Source organism: Metabacillus dongyingensis (assembly GCF_019933155.2).
In the GTDB taxonomy this organism is placed as follows: domain Bacteria; phylum Bacillota; class Bacilli; order Bacillales; family Bacillaceae; genus Bacillus_P; species Bacillus_P dongyingensis.
On record NZ_CP082944.1, the window covers coordinates 2,223,546 to 2,243,490 of the forward strand.

The 19,945-nt window shown below is 40.0% G+C and carries 22 protein-coding genes; all 22 read left to right on the forward strand.

All coding sequences use genetic code 11. The annotated features are described in order from the left end of the window. Nucleotides 1-17: 17 nt before the first annotated feature. A complete protein-coding gene (gene fliO, locus K8L98_RS11025; RefSeq protein WP_223443332.1) occupies nt 18-674 on the forward strand; it encodes a flagellar biosynthetic protein FliO in 657 nt (218 codons plus the stop codon). Then, nucleotides 671-1,336, forward strand: a complete 666-nt coding sequence (gene fliP, locus K8L98_RS11030) for a flagellar type III secretion system pore protein FliP (protein WP_223442349.1) — start codon at nt 671-673, stop codon at nt 1,334-1,336. Before fliO ends, fliP begins: the two co-directional genes overlap by 4 nt. Nucleotides 1,337-1,352: 16 nt before the next feature. Beyond that, complete coding sequence (gene fliQ / locus K8L98_RS11035) at nt 1,353-1,622, forward strand: flagellar biosynthesis protein FliQ (protein WP_223442352.1); 270 nt, start codon at nt 1,353-1,355, stop codon at nt 1,620-1,622. 3 nt (nt 1,623-1,625) lie between these two features. Further along, nucleotides 1,626-2,414, forward strand: coding sequence for a flagellar biosynthetic protein FliR (gene fliR / locus K8L98_RS11040; RefSeq protein WP_223442355.1), 789 nt, complete (start codon nt 1,626-1,628; stop codon nt 2,412-2,414). After that, a complete protein-coding gene (gene flhB, locus K8L98_RS11045) occupies nt 2,401-3,483 on the forward strand; it encodes a flagellar biosynthesis protein FlhB (protein WP_223442357.1) in 1,083 nt (360 codons plus the stop codon). The genes fliR and flhB overlap by 14 nt, the downstream gene beginning before the upstream one ends. 42 nt (nt 3,484-3,525) lie before the next feature. After that, entirely contained in the window at nt 3,526-5,559 is a 2,034-nt protein-coding gene (gene flhA, locus K8L98_RS11050) for a flagellar biosynthesis protein FlhA (protein WP_223442360.1), read from the forward strand. Then, complete coding sequence (flhF, locus tag K8L98_RS11055) at nt 5,556-6,650, forward strand: flagellar biosynthesis GTPase FlhF (protein WP_223442362.1); 1,095 nt, start codon at nt 5,556-5,558, stop codon at nt 6,648-6,650. The genes flhA and flhF overlap by 4 nt, the downstream gene beginning before the upstream one ends. A gap of 5 nt (nt 6,651-6,655) precedes the next feature. Continuing rightward, entirely contained in the window at nt 6,656-7,525 is an 870-nt protein-coding gene (locus tag K8L98_RS11060) for a MinD/ParA family protein (protein ID WP_223442365.1), read from the forward strand. Continuing rightward, a complete protein-coding gene (locus K8L98_RS11065) occupies nt 7,526-8,575 on the forward strand; it encodes a protein-glutamate methylesterase/protein-glutamine glutaminase (RefSeq protein ID WP_223442367.1) in 1,050 nt (349 codons plus the stop codon). It begins immediately after the preceding gene. Between the two features lie 16 nt (nt 8,576-8,591). Next, entirely contained in the window at nt 8,592-10,592 is a 2,001-nt protein-coding gene (locus K8L98_RS11070; RefSeq protein ID WP_223442369.1) for a chemotaxis protein CheA, read from the forward strand. Between the two features lie 27 nt (nt 10,593-10,619). Continuing rightward, entirely contained in the window at nt 10,620-11,081 is a 462-nt protein-coding gene (locus K8L98_RS11075; RefSeq protein WP_223442372.1) for a chemotaxis protein CheW, read from the forward strand. 11 nt (nt 11,082-11,092) lie between these two features. After that, nucleotides 11,093-11,722 carry a chemotaxis protein CheC gene (locus K8L98_RS11080; RefSeq protein WP_223442375.1) on the forward strand — a complete coding sequence of 210 codons (630 nt, stop codon included), beginning with the start codon at nt 11,093-11,095 and terminating at the stop codon, nt 11,720-11,722. 3 nt (nt 11,723-11,725) lie between these two features. Then, complete coding sequence (locus K8L98_RS11085) at nt 11,726-12,223, forward strand: chemotaxis protein CheD (RefSeq protein WP_223442378.1); 498 nt, start codon at nt 11,726-11,728, stop codon at nt 12,221-12,223. Between the two features lie 47 nt (nt 12,224-12,270). Then, complete coding sequence (locus tag K8L98_RS11090; protein ID WP_223443333.1) at nt 12,271-13,038, forward strand: FliA/WhiG family RNA polymerase sigma factor; 768 nt, start codon at nt 12,271-12,273, stop codon at nt 13,036-13,038. Nucleotides 13,039-13,081: 43 nt separating this feature from the next. Continuing rightward, nucleotides 13,082-13,555 carry a DUF6115 domain-containing protein gene (locus K8L98_RS11095; protein WP_223442381.1) on the forward strand — a complete coding sequence of 158 codons (474 nt, stop codon included), beginning with the start codon at nt 13,082-13,084 and terminating at the stop codon, nt 13,553-13,555. A gap of 152 nt (nt 13,556-13,707) precedes the next feature. Beyond that, a complete protein-coding gene (rpsB, locus tag K8L98_RS11100; RefSeq protein WP_223442384.1) occupies nt 13,708-14,406 on the forward strand; it encodes a 30S ribosomal protein S2 in 699 nt (232 codons plus the stop codon). Between the two features lie 173 nt (nt 14,407-14,579). Continuing rightward, nucleotides 14,580-15,461, forward strand: coding sequence for a translation elongation factor Ts (gene tsf, locus K8L98_RS11105; RefSeq protein ID WP_223442389.1), 882 nt, complete (start codon nt 14,580-14,582; stop codon nt 15,459-15,461). A gap of 149 nt (nt 15,462-15,610) precedes the next feature. Beyond that, entirely contained in the window at nt 15,611-16,333 is a 723-nt protein-coding gene (gene pyrH, locus K8L98_RS11110; protein WP_223442392.1) for a UMP kinase, read from the forward strand. A gap of 2 nt (nt 16,334-16,335) precedes the next feature. After that, complete coding sequence (gene frr / locus K8L98_RS11115; protein WP_223442395.1) at nt 16,336-16,893, forward strand: ribosome recycling factor; 558 nt, start codon at nt 16,336-16,338, stop codon at nt 16,891-16,893. Between the two features lie 124 nt (nt 16,894-17,017). Further along, nucleotides 17,018-17,791: an undecaprenyl pyrophosphate synthase gene (locus tag K8L98_RS11120; RefSeq protein WP_223442398.1), complete on the forward strand. Its 774-nt coding sequence runs from the start codon at nt 17,018-17,020 to the stop codon at nt 17,789-17,791. Nucleotides 17,792-17,805: 14 nt separating this feature from the next. Further along, the gene (locus tag K8L98_RS11125) at nt 17,806-18,600 is read left to right on the forward strand and encodes a phosphatidate cytidylyltransferase (protein ID WP_223442400.1); all 795 of its coding nucleotides are present in this window, start codon (nt 17,806-17,808) and stop codon (nt 18,598-18,600) included. A 184-nt stretch (nt 18,601-18,784) separates the two neighbouring features. Next, nucleotides 18,785-19,930, forward strand: a complete 1,146-nt coding sequence (gene dxr / locus K8L98_RS11130; protein WP_223442403.1) for a 1-deoxy-D-xylulose-5-phosphate reductoisomerase — start codon at nt 18,785-18,787, stop codon at nt 19,928-19,930. Nucleotides 19,931-19,945: the final 15 nt, after the last annotated feature.

Genomic DNA, 19,945 nt, shown 5'->3' on the forward strand with positions numbered 1-19,945 from the left:
GAGTCTTTCCCTTGCAAGTGATAATCAAAATGATCGGAATAGCTATGATCCTTTTCGTCTTCCTTATCCCGCATGGCGAGTCAGTTGTTCATGCGGAGCAGGGGACTGAATCTGTAGCAGATTGGGTAGGATCAGATGAAAAAACGTCTGACAGCAAGAGTGAAAAAACCAGCCTGAAATCAGATGAAATCAATCAAGCTGCTGAAACGTCGGTTACAGCATGGGATTTCATTAAGATGATTCTGGCAACAGCATTTATACTATTTTTAATTTACATATTGCTTAAATTAGTTAGTAAAAGGAACAAATTCACTTCTTCATCAAAATACATTGAAAATCTGGGCGGTACAAATGTTGGCCAGAATCGTTCCATCCAGTTAGTAAAAGTAGGAAAAAAAGTCCTTGTAGTAGGTGTTTCAGATTCTGTTCAGCTGTTAAAAGAGATTGAGGATGAAGAAGAATGCAGGGAGATAGTAGAGGAACATCAGCAGCGATTTGCTTCTGCGATTGACCCGAAGGATTGGCTGAAAAATGTATCAGGTCCGTTATCTAACTATATTAGTAACCGGAATGCAAGCGTGCAATCATTCTCCTTTAAAGAACAGCTAGATCAATTAAAAAAGGAAAGACGAAGCAGCTTAGAGGATTTAACTAGAAAGGATCACACAAAATGAATGAATTTGTGGAAATATTCAGCAATAGCGATGCCGAAAATGTAAGCACTTCTGTAAGATTGCTGCTGTTGCTGACAGTCCTTTCTCTCGCACCAAGCATTTTAATATTAATGACATGTTTTACCCGTATCATCATCGTTCTGTCTTTTGTCAGGACTTCGCTCGCAACTCAGCAGATGCCCCCGAATCAGGTGCTGATCGGCATTGCTCTGTTTTTGACATTTTTCATTATGGCCCCGACTTTTTCAGAAATTAATAAGCAGGCATTGACGCCTTTATTTAATGAAGAAATTGGACTTGAAGAGGCTTATGAAAAAGCAGCTCTTCCTTTAAAAGACTTTATGAGCAAGCATACAAGGCAAAAGGATTTAGCTCTGTTTCTTGAATATGCAAAGATGGAAAAACCGGAATCGGTCGAAGATATTCCCCTTACAGCGCTTGTTCCTGCATTTGCAATCAGTGAAATAAAAACCGCTTTTCAAATTGGATTTATGATCTTCATCCCATTCTTAGTCATCGACATGGTTGTAGCAAGTATTTTGATGTCAATGGGAATGATGATGCTTCCGCCGGTGATGATCTCACTTCCATTTAAAATTTTGCTGTTTGTTCTTGTAGATGGATGGTATTTGGTCGTGAAATCACTTCTTCAAAGTTTTTAAGTAGGAGATTAAACATATGAGTTCAGAATTTGTCATTTCGATTGCTGAAAAAGCCATTTATACTACTTTAATCATCTGCGGTCCTCTTCTCGTGATCGCATTGGTCATTGGATTAGTTGTCAGTGTTTTTCAGGCGACAACTCAAATTCAGGAACAGACGCTTGCTTTCGTTCCTAAAATTGTGGGAGTGCTGATAGGTCTGGTTTTTTTCGGCCCGTGGATGCTGTCAACCATCATATCGTATGCACAGGATATTTTCGGCAATCTTAATAGATTTGTAGGTTAAGACATGAATGTAATTGAAAGTTTTCCGGCTTTTTTGCTTATATTCGCAAGAATGAGTGCATTTTTTGTAACACTTCCGTTATTTTCGTACCGCACGATTCCATCGTCACATAAAATCGGATTTTCTTTTTTTCTTTCTCTCATCGTATTTACTGCAGTAAATCCAGAACCATTGGAACTTGACGGTGCATTCATCCTCCTTGCAGTAAAAGAAGTGATGATCGGTCTTTTCATCGGTTTTTCTGCCTATCTGATGATGGCTGCTGTGCAAATAGCAGGAAGTTTGATTGATTTTCAAATGGGTTTTGCCATTGCCAATATTATCGATCCGCAAACCGGGTCGCAAAGTCCGCTTATTGGTCAATTCCTGAATATTTTGGCCTTGCTGTTTATGCTGAGTGTAAACGCCCATCATCTCCTTCTTGACGGTGTTTTTTACAGTTTTCAATACATTCCGCTTGAAGGTGCTGTGTTTCCTTTCGGAGATGGAAATATCGCTAATATGATCACAAAATCGTTCAGTGCGATGTTTTTGATTGCCTTTCAAATGTCATTTCCTGTTGTAGCATCGTTGTTCCTGGTTGATCTCGCTCTTGGAATTGTTGCGCGCACTGTGCCTCAGCTGAACATTTTTGTAGTCGGACTTCCGCTGAAAATCGGTGTCAGCTTTATTATGCTCATATTGGTCATGGGAGCGATGTTTATGCTCACCCAGCATGTATTTGAAACAATGCTTTATACGATGAAGGATTTAATGGAAATAATCGGAGGAGCAGGAAATGGAATTTCTTAAACTTGATCTGCAATTCTTTTCAGGTGAAAAAACAGAAAAAGCTACACCGCGCAAGCGTGATGATGTCAGAAAAAAAGGACAAGTTGCAAAAAGTGCGGATGTAAATACGGCAATCAGCCTTCTGGCCATTTTTTTATCTCTTCTGTTTATCGGGCCATTTATGCTGCAGCGGATACTGGTTATGATGAATGCCTCTTTGCAAGAGACGATATTAATGAATTTGACAGAAAAAAATGTCCATGAGCTGATGGTGGAGATGGTGATTGAATCAGCCTATATAAGTGCACCGATTATGGGAGTGGCATTAGTTGCAGGAGTCGCAGGAAACTATATGCAAGTCGGCTTTTTATTCTCAACAGAAGCTATTCAGATGAAGCTTGAGAAAATTAATCCGATTCAAGGGTTCAAGCGCATTTATTCCATGAGAGCGATTGTTGAACTGCTTAAATCGATATTGAAAATATCTTTTGTGGGAGCTGTAACTTTTTCTGTCATCTGGTTTCAGATGGGGGAAATTTTATCCCTTTCAAAATTAACAGTAGAAAAAGCGTTTATATTCATTGCCAAGCTCACTTTTCAAATGGGATTGTTTGCATCTATAGCCTTGTTATTTCTCTCACTGCTTGATTATTTTTATCAAAAATTCGATTTTGAAAAGAACATCCGCATGTCAAAGCAGGATCTAAAAGATGAGTACAAAAAGTCAGAGGGAGATCCGTTAATTAAGTCGCGAATTAAACAAAGACAAAGAGAAATGGCTGCTAGACGCATGATGCAGGATGTCCCTAATGCAGATGTCGTCATTACAAACCCGACCCATTTTGCTATCGCCTTAAAATATGATGAAGATAAAATGGATGCACCGTTCGTTGTCGCTAAAGGAGTCGATTTTGTTGCTCAAAAAATCAAAGAGACGGCAAAAGCAAACGATGTGACAATGGTTGAAAATCGGCCTTTAGCTAGAGCGCTTTACGATCAAGTTGAAATCGGAAAAGCGGTGCCTGAAGAATTTTTTAAAGCTATTGCAGAAATACTGGCTTATGTCTACCAGCTTAAAAATAAGATTTAAAGTTTTATAGGATACAGGTTCTGTTTGAAAGAGAGGTAAACCATGCAAGCTCGAGATTTATCTGTTCTACTAAGTGTTATTTTGATTGTTGCAATGCTGATTATCCCATTTCCAACATGGCTTTTAAGCCTGCTGATTATGATAAATATCACTCTTGCCCTGCTCGTTCTTTTAACTTCAATGAATATGAGGGAGCCGCTTGATTTTGCTATTTTCCCCTCGTTATTGCTGCTCCTGACTCTCTTTCGTCTGGGGTTGAATGTTTCTACTACTCGTGCGATTCTCTCACATGGAGAAGCAGGCGGTGTTGTTGAAACGTTTGGAACGTTTGTAGTAGGCGGAAATGTATTAGTGGGATTTGTTGTCTTCCTTATCCTGATTATCATTCAGTTTGTTGTAATCACGAAGGGATCAGAAAGGGTATCTGAAGTTGCAGCAAGATTTACTCTTGATGCAATGCCGGGAAAACAAATGAGCATTGATGCAGATTTAAATGCAGGTGTCATCTCTGAGCAGCAGGCACGCACCCGCCGTGAGAAAGTATCCAGGGAAGCAGATTTCTACGGAGCCATGGACGGAGCGAGCAAGTTTGTAAAAGGAGATGCGATTGCAGGAATTATCATCGTTATTATAAACATGATTTTTGGCATTATTATTGGAATGATGCAGCTTGGCATGGGCTTTGGGGATGCAGCGGCTCATTTTACGATGCTTACAGTCGGTGACGGTATTGTCAGTCAAATACCTGCCCTGCTTATTTCAACTGCAACCGGCATAGTGGTAACAAGAGCTGCTTCGGACGGCAATTTAGGAACAGACATTTCCAGTCAATTGTTTGCTTATCCGAAAATGATGTATGTCGCAGCAGCAACAATTCTTCTGCTCGGTATTTTTACTCCTATTGGTCTATTTGTTACAGTACCGATTGCTTCAGCATTTGGTTTTGGGGGATATTTCATTTCTAAATCAAAACATGATCAGCTGAAATTAGAAGAAGAAGTTGAAGAGGAAGTTGAGATTGATGAAATGAAAACACCTGAGAGCGTCGTCCAGCTGCTTAATGTGGATCCAATAGAATTTGAATTTGGATACGGCCTGATTCCGCTTGCTGATACGAACCAGGGCGGTGATCTGCTTGATCGGATTGTGATGATCAGGAGACAGCTTGCCATTGAACTCGGACTTGTCATTCCGGTCGTAAGAATACGCGACAACATTCAGCTCAAGCCCAACGAATACAGGCTTAAGCTGAAAGGAAATGAAGTAGCTAAAGGCGAGGTTCTTCTAGATCACTATTTGGCAATGGCCCCTGGAATTGAAGATGATTCCATAGAGGGGATTGATACGATCGAGCCTTCATTTGGGCTTCCTGCAAAATGGATCAATGAAGAAAACAAGGATGCAGCTGAAATGTTCGGCTACACAGTCGTTGATCCTCCGTCAGTTGTTTCTACCCATATTACGGAAACAATCAAACAATATGCTCACGAACTGCTTGGCAGGCAGGAGACAAAACAGCTGATTGACCATTTGAAAGACTCATATCCGATTTTGGCAGAAGAGGTTACGCCATCTCCGCTTTCAATCGGCGATATTCAAAAAGTGCTTGCAAAGCTATTAAAAGAAAAGGTGTCAATCCGAAATTTGCCGGTGATTTTTGAATCTTTAGCGGATTACGGAAAAATGACATCCGATACAGAGTTATTAGGTGAATACGTTAGGCAGGCACTTGCTAAACAAATAACGAGCCAGTATTCATCAGGTGAAACATTAAAAGTAGTGACTCTTTCTGGAAGAGTTGAAAAAGCTGTTGCAGAAGGAGTGCAGCAAACAGAGCATGGAAATTACCTGTCTATAGAACCGGATATCTCTCAAGCTATTATTGAATCAATTGCTAAAGAAATCGAACAATTAGCCCTGCAGGAGCAGTCACCGATTCTTCTTTGCTCGCCCGCAGTAAGAATGTATGTCAGACAGTTAATAGACCGCTATTTCCCGCAGCTGCCGGTGCTCTCCTATAACGAGCTTGAGGCCAATGTGGAAGTTCAAAGTGTCGGGGTGGTGAATATCGCATGAAGGTAAAGAAATATATAGCTCCAAATATGCAGGAAGCAATGAAAAAAATAAAAAACGAGCTCGGTCATGATGCTGTGATATTAAACTCAAAAGTGGTTCATACCGGCGGAGTCTTCGGTCTATTTATGAAAAAAAAGATAGAAGTGATTGCCGGACGAGATCCGGATCCGCTGATCAGAAGAAGTCAGTTGAAACCTGAATTGGTAAAAGCAGGTCCAGAGGCAGCAAATGATATAAATCATGAGCAATCTCTGATATCAGAAGTTCTTGAGCTGAAAAAACTCGTGAAATCTTTAAGCATAAATGAACAGCAAAAGGGACTTCCGCCTCATTTGATAAAGCTGAATCAAATTCTTCAAGATAAAGATATAGGCTTAGCCAGCAGGTCTGTCATACTCTCAGATTTGCCAAATGACGTGTCTGAGCAATCTCCTCCTGAATTCCATTCAGAAGTGGTCAAGGTGATGGAGAAGAAGATGAGGCATTTAGCTTTCGGAGGGATTTCCTACAAAAAGAAATACATTAATGTTGTCGGGCCAACAGGGGTCGGCAAAACAACTACACTTGCCAAGCTTGCAGCGGAAAGCATGCTGAAAAATCATAAAAAAATTGCGTTCATCACAACGGATACATACAGGATTGCTGCAATCGAACAAATTAAAACGTACGCCAAAATATTAAATGCACCGCTTGAAGTCTGTTATTCCATTGAAGATTTTCAGAGAGCAAAAGAAAAATTCGAGGATATTGATATGGTTTTTATTGATACGGCCGGCAGGAATTTCAGGAACAGGCAGCTTGTAAATGATTTAGAAAAACTGATTGATTTCACGGATGAAGTGGAAACATTTTTGGTCCTGTCTGTTACATCCAAACTAAATGACATGCTTGAAATACATGATAATTTCTCATCCATTCATATCGATAAAGTCATTTTTACAAAGCTTGATGAAACAAATACAAGAGGATCCATGTATGATTTTATCCTTTCTGCTGAAAAAGGTGTTGCCTATATGACGAACGGACAGAACGTTCCAGATGATATCCTGATTGCTACCGAAAAACTGACAGTTGAAGAGATTATGAGGTAAGGAAGATGGATCAGGCAGAGCAGTTAAGACTGCACCTACAGAAAATGAATAAACCTTATGCAAAATCCATTGCTGTCATAAGCGGAAAAGGCGGAGTCGGCAAATCGAATTTTTCAGTCAATTTTGCTGTCAGGTTAGTGAAAAATGAAAAACGTGTGCTTGTGCTTGATTTAGATATTGGATATGGAAATATAGACATCCTCATTGGCCAATCAAGCGATGCATCTATCTTAGATTTTTTTAATCAAAAAAAAGAGCTGGATGAAATGATTCATTCAGGCCCTGGCGGATTTGATTTTATTTCTGGGGGTACCGGATTATCATATTTGTTCAAAATGGAGAAACGTCAGTTTGATTTTTTCTTCTCTAAACTCGAAGCTTTGTTTAATAAATATGATTACATCATTTTTGATATGGGGGCGGGTATGACAGCTGAAAGCCTGAGGTTTATTTTATCAGCAGATGAACTGATGGTGGTTACAACACCTGAGCCAACCTCCATAACGGATGCCTATTCCGCTATTAAACAAATAAGTTTGCATGATAAAAGCATCCCCATTTCAATTGTTGTGAACCGTTCTGATCATGCAAAAGCTGCACGTGAGACCTCAGTGAAAATGCAGGCTGCAATTGAAAAGTTTCTTGCTATGAAAGCGTCATATGCAGGATGGATGCCGGATGACCGATTTGTTTCACAAGCTGTAATCAGACAGATGCCATTTACTTTATTATTTCCAAATAGCGCCGCCAGCAGGGCACTGCATGAGATTGCTGACAATTACCTGGACAAAGGCAATAAGGATTTGAATTTCCATGTAAAAACTGTTTCATTTCTATCTAAAATGTCGCAATTGTTCAGAGGAGGCGGTTGTTGAATGAGCATTACTGTTCTGGTGGTAGACGACTCTGCCTTTATGAGAAAGCTGATCACCGATTTTCTTGAAGAAAGCGGCTTTATAGAAGTAGTGGCCACAGCGCGCAATGGTCATGATGCCCTGTCAAAAATCAGTCAATTGAATCCTGATATCATTACGCTGGATATCGAAATGCCAGGGTTAAATGGTCTACAGACGCTGAGAAGGATTATGGAGGAATTTCCAAGACCTGTGATTATGCTGTCGAGCACTGCCCAAGAAGGGGCAGAACATACCATTCAATCCCTGCAGCTTGGCGCAATTGATTTTATCGCAAAACCTTCGGGAGCCATCTCACTTGATCTCCATAAGGTAAGACAGGAATTACTCCAAAAAGTGCAGATGGCAAGTCATTCGCGTGTTAGAAAAATAAATAAAGCGAATATTGAACCCATTAAACAAGAGAAGAAGTCTATCACGCAATCGAAAAGATACGGGCAGCATATCGTTTGCATTGGAACTTCAACAGGCGGTCCAAGAGCTCTTCAGCAGGTTTTGCCCAGGCTGCCTGAAGATCTGGAAGCTCCGGTCTTTATCGTACAGCATATGCCTGAAGGATTTACAACTTCTTTGGCTGCAAGACTTCATTCTCTTTCAGCCGTCAATGTGAAAGAAGCGGAAGACGGTGAATTGGCTTTAAATGGAACAGCTTATATTGCTCCCGGGGGATTTCATATGAAAATTGAAAAGGCTCAAAACGGGCTGATGATCAAATTGAATAAAGAGTATCCCCGAAACGGCCACAGACCTTCAGTTGACACGATGTTTGAATCAATAAGCAAGCTTGAAAATATTCATAAAGTTGCTGTCATTATGACAGGCATGGGAGCAGATGGAACAGAAGGATTAAAGAAATTAAAGCAGTCAGGAGATCTGCACGCCATCTCAGAATCAGAAAAAACGTCGATCGTTTTTGGAATGCCGAAGACGGCCTATCAGACAAAAGCAATCGATGCAGTTGAAGATGTACAGGATATTGCAGCTTCTATTTTGAAATTTATTCGAGGCTAAGGGGAGTAAAACCTAAATGGATATGAATCAATACTTAGAGGTCTTTATAGAAGAGAGTAAAGAACACTTGCAGTCTTGTAATGAAAAGCTGCTTGAACTGGAGAAAAATCCTGCTGATTTATTCATCGTTAATGAAATTTTCCGTTCAGCTCACACATTAAAAGGGATGAGTGCAACGATGGGCTATGCTGATTTAGCTAATCTGACTCACCAAATGGAAAACGTGCTTGATTCCATCCGTCAAGAAAAACTGAAAGTAACGGATGCCTTGCTTGATGTCGTATTTCAGGCTGTTGACGACCTAGAAGTAATGGTTCTGTCCATTGCTGAAGGAGGAAGCGGGAAAAAAGATGTTGACAATATTATTGAGCAGCTGAAAAAGATTGAAGCGGGAGAACCTTCAGGAATGGAACATAAAAGTGAAGGATCATCCCGCACAGCTATGCATGAATTTGATGATTTTGAACGAACTGTGCTGCAGCAGTCAAGAGAACAGGGTTTTCATACATACGAACTGACGATTCAATTAAGAGAAGATTGTCTCTTGAAGGCAGCGCGTGTTTTTATGGTTTTTGAAATAGCTGAAAAGCTTGGCGAAGTCATAAAATCCGTTCCTTCAGTCGATTTGCTGGAAGAAGAAAAATTTGATCACCAATTTCAGCTCGCTTTTGTAACTAAGGAGTCAGCAAATGAAATAGAAAGACAAATCATGAAGGTTTCTGAAATCCTATCTGTAGATGTTTCGCCTCTTTCAATAGATGAGAGATTGATAGAAAAAGAAACTGTTCAACATAATGAAAGTGCTGCTGATACTGAACTGATTGCTGCAAAAGATGAAGCAGCTGTTTCTAAAGGAGCCGTGCAGGCAAGCTCAAAAACAATCCGCGTTAATATTGACAGACTCGACAGCCTCATGAATCTTTTTGAAGAGCTTGTGATTGACAGAGGGAGACTGGAGCAAATCTCAAAGCAGCTGAAAAATAACGAGCTAAATGAAACAGTTGAACATATGTCACGTATATCAGGCGATCTTCAAACGATTATTCTAAACATGAGAATGGTCCCTGTTGAAACAGTTTTCAACCGGTTCCCCCGCATGATCAGACAGCTCGCCAAAGACTTAAATAAAAGAATCAATCTTGAGATTATTGGAGCTGAAACTGAGCTTGACCGGACAGTTATTGACGAAATCGGAGATCCGCTCGTTCATCTTTTAAGAAATGCCATTGATCATGGGGTTGAATCACCTGAAACACGGCTTAAGCATGGAAAGCGAGAAGAAGGAAATGTTGTCCTTAGAGCATATCACAGCGGGAATTATGTCTTCATTGAGATCGAAGATGACGGAAACGGCATCAGCAGAGAAAGAGTATTAAAAAAAGCAATTGACCGGGGAATTGTATCAGAAAAAATGGCAGGTGCACTTTCTGATAAGCAGGTATATGAATTGATTTTCTCTTCTGGGTTTTCTACGGCTGAAACAATATCAGATATATCCGGGAGAGGTGTAGGACTGGATGTGGTCAAAAATACAATTGAAGCTCTTGGAGGTTCGATTTCAATTGAATCAGCTGAAGGAGCAGGTTCGTTATTTTCTATACAGCTTCCGCTTACGCTTTCAATCATATCTGTCATGCTTGTCAAGCTTGCGAATGAAACATTTGCTATTCCGATTTCTTCTATTATTGAAACGGCAGTGATCAGCAAAGATGAAGTCATGAGTGCGCATAATCAGAAAGTCATCGATTTCAGAGGAAGAATTGTTCCGCTGATTTCCCTATCAGAAATTTTTGAAGTGCCAGATGAAAAAGAAGGAGACTCACATCTTGCGATTGTCATTGTAAAAAAAGGGGATAAAACAGCAGCGCTTGTGGTGAACTCATTTATTGGCCAGCAGGAAATTGTTTTAAAGTCACTCGGTCATTATCTGAACTCTGTTTTTGCAGTATCGGGTGCTACGATTCTGGGCGATGGTCAAGTAGCTTTAATCATTGATTGCAATGCTCTTATCAAATAGTTCATACCAGGAATAGGGGATATAGAAATGACGGATACGATCAGAAAACAGATGAAAATGATTGTTTTTCAATTAAATCACGAAGAATACGGAATTTCAGTCGATAAAGTGCGCTCTATTGAAAAAATACAGGTCATTACACGTGTTCCCGGAACAAAGCCTTTTGTTAAAGGTGTTATCAATTTAAGAGGCATTGTCACGCCAGTCATTGATTTGCGCACGAGATTTGACATGCAGCAGAAGCCATTTTCAGATAGTTCGAGGATCATTGTTGCTGCTTTAGATGAATATGAGGTCGGATTGATTGTCGATGCTGCCAATGATGTCATTGATTTGGAAATGGAAGAAATTGAACCTGCTCCTGAGGTTGTTGGTGCAGTAGAGGCCGATTATGTAGAGGGTGTTGCTAAAATTGACAGACGGCTGATTATCATTCTTGATTTAAATAAAGTATTGGCAGCAGACAATGCGCTTGCCCTTCAATTATAAGGTTTTTATGTATGAATGATTTCAATCAGCTCACAGCTCTGCATTTAGATATTTTAAAAGAAGCTGGCAATATTGGAGCCGGCCATTCGGCTACAGCCCTTTCCGCTCTTTTAAACAAAAGAATTGAAATGATGATTCCTGATGTCAGCCTGCTGTCATTTAATGAACTTACAGAACGGCTAGGCGGGCCGGAAATGGTTGTGGCAAGTCTTTATTTAAGAATTGAAGGCGATTTGCCAGGTTCCATGTATTTTATTTTATCGGTTGAACAGGCTGAAAGATTTATTCGGAATTTGACGCAGGATCAAGCATTTAAAATAGAAAATATTGAACAGGAAGAAATAGGGACATCTGCACTTAAAGAGCTTGGAAATATAGTGGCAGGATCATATTTGACTGCATTGTCAGACTTTACTGGCCTTAGTCTGTATCCGTCTGTTCCGGGTCTTTCAATTGATATGTTCGCAGCTGTCATTACACATGGGCTGATCGAGCTCTCCCATGTGAGTGATTATGCCATTGTTATTGATACAGCAATCGAAGAAAGCGGCGATGAGAGCAGAGAAGTGATTCAAGGTCATTTTTTTCTTTTGCCTGACCCGGGCTCTTTTGACAAGCTCTTCAGATCTATAGGGGTATAAAGTATGAGTCAAATAGTGGAGATTGTAAAAGTCGGAATAGCAGAAAAAGATGTAGTAGAGCCGCCAAAATGGATTCGAACCTCAGGCCTCGGTTCATGTGTGGGTCTTGTTCTTTATGATGAGTTCAGAAAAATAGCTGGATTGGTGCATGTTATGCTTCCTGATTCTGCCCTCGCCAAGTCAGGTATACAAAATCCTTCTAAGTATGCGGACACCGCCGTCAAAGAACTGTTCAGACAAATGATTGCAAGCGGAGGCCGCCGCGGATTTTTAAAAGCAAAGCTTGCAGGAGGCGCGCAGATGTTTCAATTCCAGTCAGCAACCAGCTTGATGCGCATCGGCCCCAGAAATGTAGAAGCCATTCTCGAGCAGCTTCATCAAATGCATATTCCCGTTGTCAGCATGGATGTGGGGGGAAGCAGCGGGAGAACAATTGAATTTGATCCCTTCACCTGCATGATGCATATAAGAACTGTCAATCAAGGATCGAAAACGATTTAAAAAACACACCAGAAGGTAAAATCACAAATCAGAAGGGGAGAAAAATGATACAAGCAGCAAAGATCGAAGAACAAGAGTTTTGGGACAAATGGATTCATTTCCGTGACAATGATGCCTGTGATGCACTTATCAAAAGATACATGCCGCTTGTAAGCTATCATGTACAGCGCATCTCAGTTAGTCTGCCGAAATCAGTGAATAAAGATGATTTAAAAAGCATCGGAATGATAGGGTTATATGACGCTCTTGAAAAATTTGATTACAAAAGGGACTTGAAATTTGAAACATATGCGTCATTTCGGATAAGAGGCGCCATTTTGGACGGCCTCAGAAAAGAGGATTGGCTGCCGCGAAGCTCAAGAGAAAAAGCTAAAAAAGTTGATGCAAGTATAGAGCGTCTTGAACAAAAGTATTTGCGGAACGTACTGCCCGGCGAAGTTGCAAAGGACCTGGAAATGTCTGAGGATGAAGTGACGCACATTATGAACGAAGGATTCTTTGCAAATGTTCTTTCTATAGACGACCAAAATCACGAGCTTGATGAACAGGATCACCATTCGAAAATGGTCCTGAAAGATGAGAAATCTATATCACCCGAGGAAAAAGTGGTAAAAGATGAGCTGATTGAGCAATTGAGTGAAGTAATCGTCGGACTCTCTGAAAAAGAACAGCTTGTGGTCAGTTTATTTTATAAAGAAGAATTGACCCTTACAGAAATCGGACATGTGATGGAGCTTTCTACTTCGCGTATATCTCAAATTCATTCCAAAGCTTTATTTAAATTAAGAAATTTACTCGAAAAAATCATTCATTAATGGTAACACCCTACTTCTTGAAAAAAGTGAGTGGAATAATTTTATGACAGCCGTTCTATTGGTTTTCAGCATGATTCTTCATGCAGCAGGTTTTTATTTAATTGCCCTTTTATATATAAGATATCAATCAGTTAAAAAGTCAGAGGAAAAACAAGCGGCTATGCTTGAAGAAGCAGAGCTGTCGCTTGCAGCTTATTTAATTGACTTAAAAGAAGAGAACGAAAAACTGATAAACGAAATAAAGATGGCCAGACTGAAAGATATTAATATAGGTAGAAACACCTCTCACCTTAAAATAGCAGGGACAGAACCGGGAGATTCCGAATTTCCAGTTCCTGAGATAGATAATGAGGATCACCTGGAGCTTTCTGGCAGCAAGGAAACGGTTCATCCCCAAACTGATGAGGAAAAGGTTATTTCCCTATATCAAGAAGGGTATTCTTCTGAGGAAATAGCGAAAGAATTAATAAAAGGAAAAACAGAAGTTGAGCTTTTGCTTAAATTCCGTCAAAACTAGTCGATTTTTGCTTGCTTCTGATCAGTCCTTATGATATATTAATTTTTGGTGTTAATACACACGCCATAGATTTGGGCATTGGTGCTGTTTTAAACAGTTTTGCCTAAAGATGATATGTGCGGAGGAGCAAAAACCAATTAGGAGGAAATATCATGTCAGTCATTTCAATGAAGCAATTACTTGAAGCAGGTGTTCACTTCGGTCATCAAACACGCCGCTGGAACCCTAAAATGAAACGTTACATCTTCACAGAGCGTAACGGCATTTACATCATCGACCTTCAAAAGACAGTTAAAAAGGTTGAAGAAGCTTACCAATTCACGAAAGAACTTGCTGCAAACGGCGGTACAATTCTTTTCGTTGGTACGAAAAAACAAGCTCAAGATTCTGTTAAGGAAGAAGCTGAGCGTTCAGGCATGTACTTTGTTAACCAACGCTGGTTAGGCGGAACGTTAACAAACTTTGAAACAATTCAAAAGCGCATCAAACGTCTGAAAGACATTGAAAGAATGCAAGAAGACGGCACTTTCGAAGTACTTCCTAAGAAAGAAGTTGTTCAGCTTAACAAAGAGCTTGAGCGTCTTGAAAAATTCTTAGGCGGAATCAAAGACATGAAAGGTCTTCCTGATGCATTGTTCATCATTGACCCTCGCAAAGAGCGTATTGCAGTTGCTGAAGCTCGTAAATTAAACATCCCGATCGTTGGTATTGTTGATACAAACTGTGATCCTGATGAAATTGATTACGTTATCCCTGCAAATGATGATGCAATCCGTGCAGTTAAGCTTTTAACTTCTAAAATTGCTGATGCAATTCTTGAAACAAAACAAGGTGAAGAAACAACTGCTTAATTAGGTAAAGCAAAGGTGATAAGAGGGGAATGCCTTTTATCACCTTTTTTAAAGAGGCTTTTTCCAAACGGGAAAAGCCGCCCTTTAAACATGCTAAAGTAAACTGCATTCATTCATGAATGAAAACAATACATAACGCCGAAAACGGCCACATAATAAGGAGGAAAACTCTCATGGCAATTACTGCTCAAATGGTAAAAGAACTACGCGAAAAAACTGGTGCAGGCATGATGGACTGCAAAAAAGCATTAACAGAAACAAACGGTGACATGGAAAAAGCAATCGACTTCCTTCGTGAAAAAGGAATCGCTTCTGCATCAAAGAAAGCAGACCGCGTTGCTGCAGAAGGCTTAGCACTTGTTAAGTCTGAAGGCAATGAAGCTGTTATCCTTGAAGTAAACTCAGAAACTGACTTCGTAGCAAAAAACGAAGGCTTCAAAGAACTTCTTGATGCACTTGCTTCTCACTTGCTTGCTAAAAAACCTGCAAACCTTGACGAAGCTATGACTCAAACAATGGACAACGGATCAACAGTAGCTGATTTCATTAATTCTGCAATCGCTAAAATCGGTGAAAAAATCACCCTTCGCCGTTTTGAAATTGTGACAAAAACAGACAGCGACGCATTTGGTGCTTACCTGCACATGGGCGGACGCATTGCTGTATTAACTGTTCTTGAAGGTACAACTGAAGAAGAAACTGCAAAAGATGTTGCTATGCATGTTGCTGCAGTTAACCCTAAATACATCGGACGCGACGCTGTAAGCGAAGAAGAAGTAACTCGCGAGCGCGAAGTATTATCTCAACAAGCTCTTAATGAAGGCAAGCCTGCTAACATCGTAGAGAAAATGGTTGAAGGCCGTCTTGGCAAATTCTTCGAAGATATTTGCCTTCTTGAGCAAAGCTTCGTTAAAAACCCTGATCTAAAAGTAAAACAATTCGTAGAATCTAAAGGCGCTTCAGTGAAGAGCTTTACTCGCTACGAAGTTGGCGAAGGCATTGAAAAACGCCAGGATAATTTCGCTGAAGAAGTTATGAACCAAGTCAAAAAATAATCAAGTCTGTTCCTCCGGCTAAAGCATGGCTTTAACCTGCGGCAGAAAATGAGTAAATGAAAGACAGGGAACACACATCTGTGTTCCCTCTTTTTAAAAAATCATTTACACGGTACTTAGATCTATTGGAAAAGACTTGGAGGTCATTTATGAGCACACCTAAATATAATCGAATTGTACTTAAACTAAGCGGTGAAGCTTTAGCTGGAAATGATAGCTTTGGCATAAAGCCTGCCGTTATTCAATCAATTGCTAAACAAGTAAAGGAAATTGCTGAACTGGATGTTGAAGTAGCTGTTGTTGTCGGCGGAGGAAACATTTGGCGCGGCAAGATCGGCAGTGAAATGGGCATGGACCGTGCAACAGCAGACTATATGGGAATGCTTGCAACTGTCATGAATTCACTTGCGCTGCAGGACAGTCTTGAAACATTCGGCATTCAGACCCGTGTTCAAACTTCAATTGAAATGCGTCAAGTAGCTGAACCCTACATAAGAAGAAAAGCAATCAGACATCTTGAGAAAAAACGGGTTGTCATCTTTGCTGCCGGTACAGGAAATCCGTATTTCTCAACTGACACAACAGCTGCATTGCGTGCTGCGGAAATTGAAGCAGATGTCATTTTAATGGCGAAAAACAACGTAGATGGAGTTTATACGGCTGATCCTAAAAAAGATTCAACGGCTGTTAAATATGAAACACTTTCCTATTTAGATGTTTTAAAAGAAGGTTTGGAAGTAATGGATTCAACTGCATCATCACTTTGTATGGATAATGATATTCCGCTTATTGTCTTCTCAGTTATGGAAGAAGGAAACATTAAACGTGCGGTATTAGGCGAAAATATCGGAACTATTGTAAGGGGGAAATAATAATGGCAAAACAAGTACTATCACAAGCGAAAGACAAAATGGAAAAAGCAGTATCTGCATTTAACAGAGAGCTTTCTACTGTTCGTGCAGGCCGTGCGAATGCATCATTGCTTGATAAAATCGTTGTAGATTATTACGGTGCTCCAACACCTGTAAACCAATTAGCCTCTATTAATATTCCTGAAGCAAGACTGCTTGTTATTCAGCCTTATGACAAAACAGTTCTGGGCGAAATCGAAAAAGCGATTTTAAAATCAGATCTTGGATTAAACCCGACAAATGACGGATCTTTAATTCGCCTTGCTATCCCTGCACTTACTGAGGAACGCCGCAAGGAGCTTGCAAAGCTAGTAAAAAAATATGCTGAAGAAGCTAAAGTTGCTGTCCGCAATGTTCGACGCGATGCAAATGACGACTTGAAAAAGCTTGAAAAAAATGGCGAAATCACGGAAGATGAACTGCGCAGCAACAATGACAATGTTCAAAAAGCAACAGATGATTTCATCAGCAAAATTGATGCAATTGCTAAAGACAAAGAAAAAGAAATCATGGAAGTTTAAGAAAAAACTCTGTACAATGGAATTGTGCTTAAAAGACCCTCTAATGTTTACAGGGGGTTTTTTTGTTAATACTGTTAACATTGTTGCAGTATTTGAGACCGCAGAATGGTGATGGAGGAATCACATGCTCAACATACTGAAAAAATGGAGAAATCCTAACCGCGAGCAAACGGAATTTTCAAAAGAAGAAATTCTGAAAAGGGAAATCCCGGAACATATTGCAATTATTATGGATGGTAATGGACGCTGGGCCAAAAAAAGAGCTCTTCCCAGAATTGCCGGACATCATGAAGGCATGAAGGTTGTAAGAAAAGTAACAAAACTTTCAAATGAACTCGGAGTGAAAGCCTTAACTTTATATGCTTTTTCTACTGAGAACTGGAAAAGGCCAAAAACAGAAGTAGATTATTTGATGAAACTGCCGGAAGAATTTTTGGGCACCTTTCTTCCTGAACTTATAGAAGAAAATGTTCAGGTGAGAATTATAGGAGAAGAGTCAAAAATTCCTGAACATACTCTTCGCGCTGTGCAAAAGGCAAAGGAAGATACTATAAATAATAATGGTCTTATCTTAAATTTCGCCCTGAACTATGGCAGCAGAGCGGAGATGATTCATGCTGTTAAAGGTATTGTGCAAGATGCAAAAAAGGGTGACATCAGCTCTGAAGACATTAATGAGGCATTATTTTCACAATATTTAATGACGAAAGACATGAGAGATCCGGATTTGCTCATTCGAACTAGCGGAGAAATCAGGCTGAGCAATTTCATGCTTTGGCAGCTCGCATATTCCGAATTTGTCTTTACAGACGTGCTTTGGCCAGATTTCAGCGAGGATCATTTACTTGCGGCAATTAAAGAATACCAGCATAGGGGTCGAAGATTTGGCGGCTTATAAATGAAGGTGACAGCGTGAAACAAAGAATTGTAACAGCAATTATTGCTTTGGCCGTTTTTTTGCCGGCCGTTATTTATGGTCGTGCCCCTTTTACTATTTTTATATACTTATTAGCTTCCATCGCCCTTTATGAACTGCTGAAGATGAAGCGGATTTCCATACACAGTATACCGGGGCTGCTCAGTTTATTATTGCTTTGGGTTCTATTAATCCCCAGTAACTACATAAACTTATTAGATGAATTCAGTATAACTAAAATTGAGTTTGCGCTGCTTGGCGTTCTGTTTTTTTTATGCTATACCGTTGTGACAAAAAATAGATTTTCCTTCGATGATGTAGGATTCACTATAATAACAACGATGTATATCGGGATCGGATTTTTTTATTTTATTGAAATGAGAAACATCGGCCTTTATCCTATCGTTTATGCTCTATTGATTATATGGGCTACAGATTCGGGAGCTTATTTCATTGGTAAATCAGCAGGAAAAAAGAAGCTGTGGCCTGAAATAAGTCCTAACAAAACGATAGAGGGATCAATTGGAGGAATCTTCTGCGCCGTTATAATCGCGTGGATTTTTCAATATTTTACTGCCTTTGCAGACTCCTATTTAAGCATCACTCTAATCACTGTTTTGCTGTCTATTTTTGGACAAATAGGAGATTTGGCTGAATCAGCGCTAAAGCGCCATTATCAAGTGAAAGATTCAGGCCATATCCTTCCTGGGCACGGCGGAATATTGGATCGCTTTGACAGCATGATTTTTGTATTGCCGATCATGCATTTCTTGTTTTTGTTTTTTAACTAAAAATTGGCTTTTGGTTTTTTGCAGTTATTCATTGAATCATAATGAACGCCATATCTGCCTGCATCGGGAAAAGAGCAGGATATGGACTTGAATATGTGAACCAATAAGAATACGTAAAACAATCTATTCTAAAACAGCCTTTACCTGAAGATGATGTCTGTGACAAACGAATGGGAGTGAAATGGTGAAAAAGATTAGCTTATTGGGTGCAACAGGCTCAATTGGTCAGCAAACCCTGGATGTAATTAGATCACATCCCGATCAATTTCAGCTTGTTGCCATGTCTTTTGGAAGTAATCTGGAGCTTGGAAGAAAGGCTATTACTGATTTTTCTCCCAGCCTGGTAGCTGTAAATGACATCCGTGCATATTCACAGCTGAAAGAAGAATTTCCTAACATAACATTTACATATGGTGCTGAAGGTCTGATAGAAACAGCTGTTATCTCAGAAGCTGAAATTGTAGTGAATGCAGTTGTCGGAAGCGTTGGTCTTTTGCCGACATTAAAAGCAATTGAAAGCAGGAAGACAATTGCCCTTGCAAATAAAGAGACACTGGTAACTGCAGGTCATCTTGTAACTGAACACGCCAAAAAATATGGTGTAGCTCTTCTGCCTGTTGACAGTGAACATTCTGCTATTTTTCAATGTTTACAGGGAGAAAATCCTAAATCTCTGGAAAGACTGATTGTGACAGCCTCAGGCGGAAGCTTCCGCGACAGAAGTCGCGAAGAATTAGCAGATGTTACTATTAACGAGGCACTCAATCATCCGAATTGGTCCATGGGTGCTAAAATTACAATCGATTCTGCTACTATGATGAACAAAGGTCTTGAAGTCATTGAGGCCCACTGGCTCTTTGATCTTCCGTATGAGAAGATCGAGGTACTGCTTCATAAAGAAAGCATTATTCACTCTATGGCAGAGTTTCATGATCGCAGTGTTATTGCACAGCTTGGTTCACCGGATATGAGAGTTCCTATTCAATATGCATTATCCTATCCAGAAAGACTGCCTCTTTCTTCAACCAAGCAATTAAATCTGTGGGAAGCCGGCAAGCTTCATTTTGAAAAAGCGGACTTTGAGAGATACCGCTGCTTACAATTCGCCTACGATTCAGGTAAAATAGGTGGTACAATGCCAACTGTGCTGAATGCAGCAAACGAAGAAGCAGTCGGAGCATTTTTAAAAGGACAAATTGCCTTTCTTCAAATTGAAGATCTTATCGAAAAAGCTTTGGCAAAACATAGTGTGATATCAAACCCGGATTTGCATATCATTCAAGAAGTGGACAAAGAGACCAGACAATTTGTTCAAACATTATATTCATAAAGGTGGTCATGAAAC

Coding starts and splice junctions, on each gene's coding strand:
- K8L98_RS11120 (WP_223442398.1), top strand. CDS start 17,018: ATGCTCAACATACTGAAAAAATGGAGAAATCCTAACCGCGAGCAAACG.
- fliR (WP_223442355.1), top strand. CDS start 1,626: ATGAATGTAATTGAAAGTTTTCCGGCTTTTTTGCTTATATTCGCAAGA.
- fliQ (WP_223442352.1), top strand. CDS start 1,353: ATGAGTTCAGAATTTGTCATTTCGATTGCTGAAAAAGCCATTTATACT.
- flhB (WP_223442357.1), top strand. CDS start 2,401: ATGGAATTTCTTAAACTTGATCTGCAATTCTTTTCAGGTGAAAAAACA.
- flhF (WP_223442362.1), top strand. CDS start 5,556: ATGAAGGTAAAGAAATATATAGCTCCAAATATGCAGGAAGCAATGAAA.
- rpsB (WP_223442384.1), top strand. CDS start 13,708: ATGTCAGTCATTTCAATGAAGCAATTACTTGAAGCAGGTGTTCACTTC.
- fliP (WP_223442349.1), top strand. CDS start 671: ATGAATGAATTTGTGGAAATATTCAGCAATAGCGATGCCGAAAATGTA.
- K8L98_RS11080 (WP_223442375.1), top strand. CDS start 11,093: ATGAATGATTTCAATCAGCTCACAGCTCTGCATTTAGATATTTTAAAA.
- K8L98_RS11075 (WP_223442372.1), top strand. CDS start 10,620: ATGACGGATACGATCAGAAAACAGATGAAAATGATTGTTTTTCAATTA.
- frr (WP_223442395.1), top strand. CDS start 16,336: ATGGCAAAACAAGTACTATCACAAGCGAAAGACAAAATGGAAAAAGCA.
- K8L98_RS11070 (WP_223442369.1), top strand. CDS start 8,592: ATGGATATGAATCAATACTTAGAGGTCTTTATAGAAGAGAGTAAAGAA.
- pyrH (WP_223442392.1), top strand. CDS start 15,611: ATGAGCACACCTAAATATAATCGAATTGTACTTAAACTAAGCGGTGAA.
- K8L98_RS11060 (WP_223442365.1), top strand. CDS start 6,656: ATGGATCAGGCAGAGCAGTTAAGACTGCACCTACAGAAAATGAATAAA.
- tsf (WP_223442389.1), top strand. CDS start 14,580: ATGGCAATTACTGCTCAAATGGTAAAAGAACTACGCGAAAAAACTGGT.
- K8L98_RS11065 (WP_223442367.1), top strand. CDS start 7,526: ATGAGCATTACTGTTCTGGTGGTAGACGACTCTGCCTTTATGAGAAAG.
- K8L98_RS11085 (WP_223442378.1), top strand. CDS start 11,726: ATGAGTCAAATAGTGGAGATTGTAAAAGTCGGAATAGCAGAAAAAGAT.
- K8L98_RS11095 (WP_223442381.1), top strand. CDS start 13,082: ATGACAGCCGTTCTATTGGTTTTCAGCATGATTCTTCATGCAGCAGGT.
- flhA (WP_223442360.1), top strand. CDS start 3,526: ATGCAAGCTCGAGATTTATCTGTTCTACTAAGTGTTATTTTGATTGTT.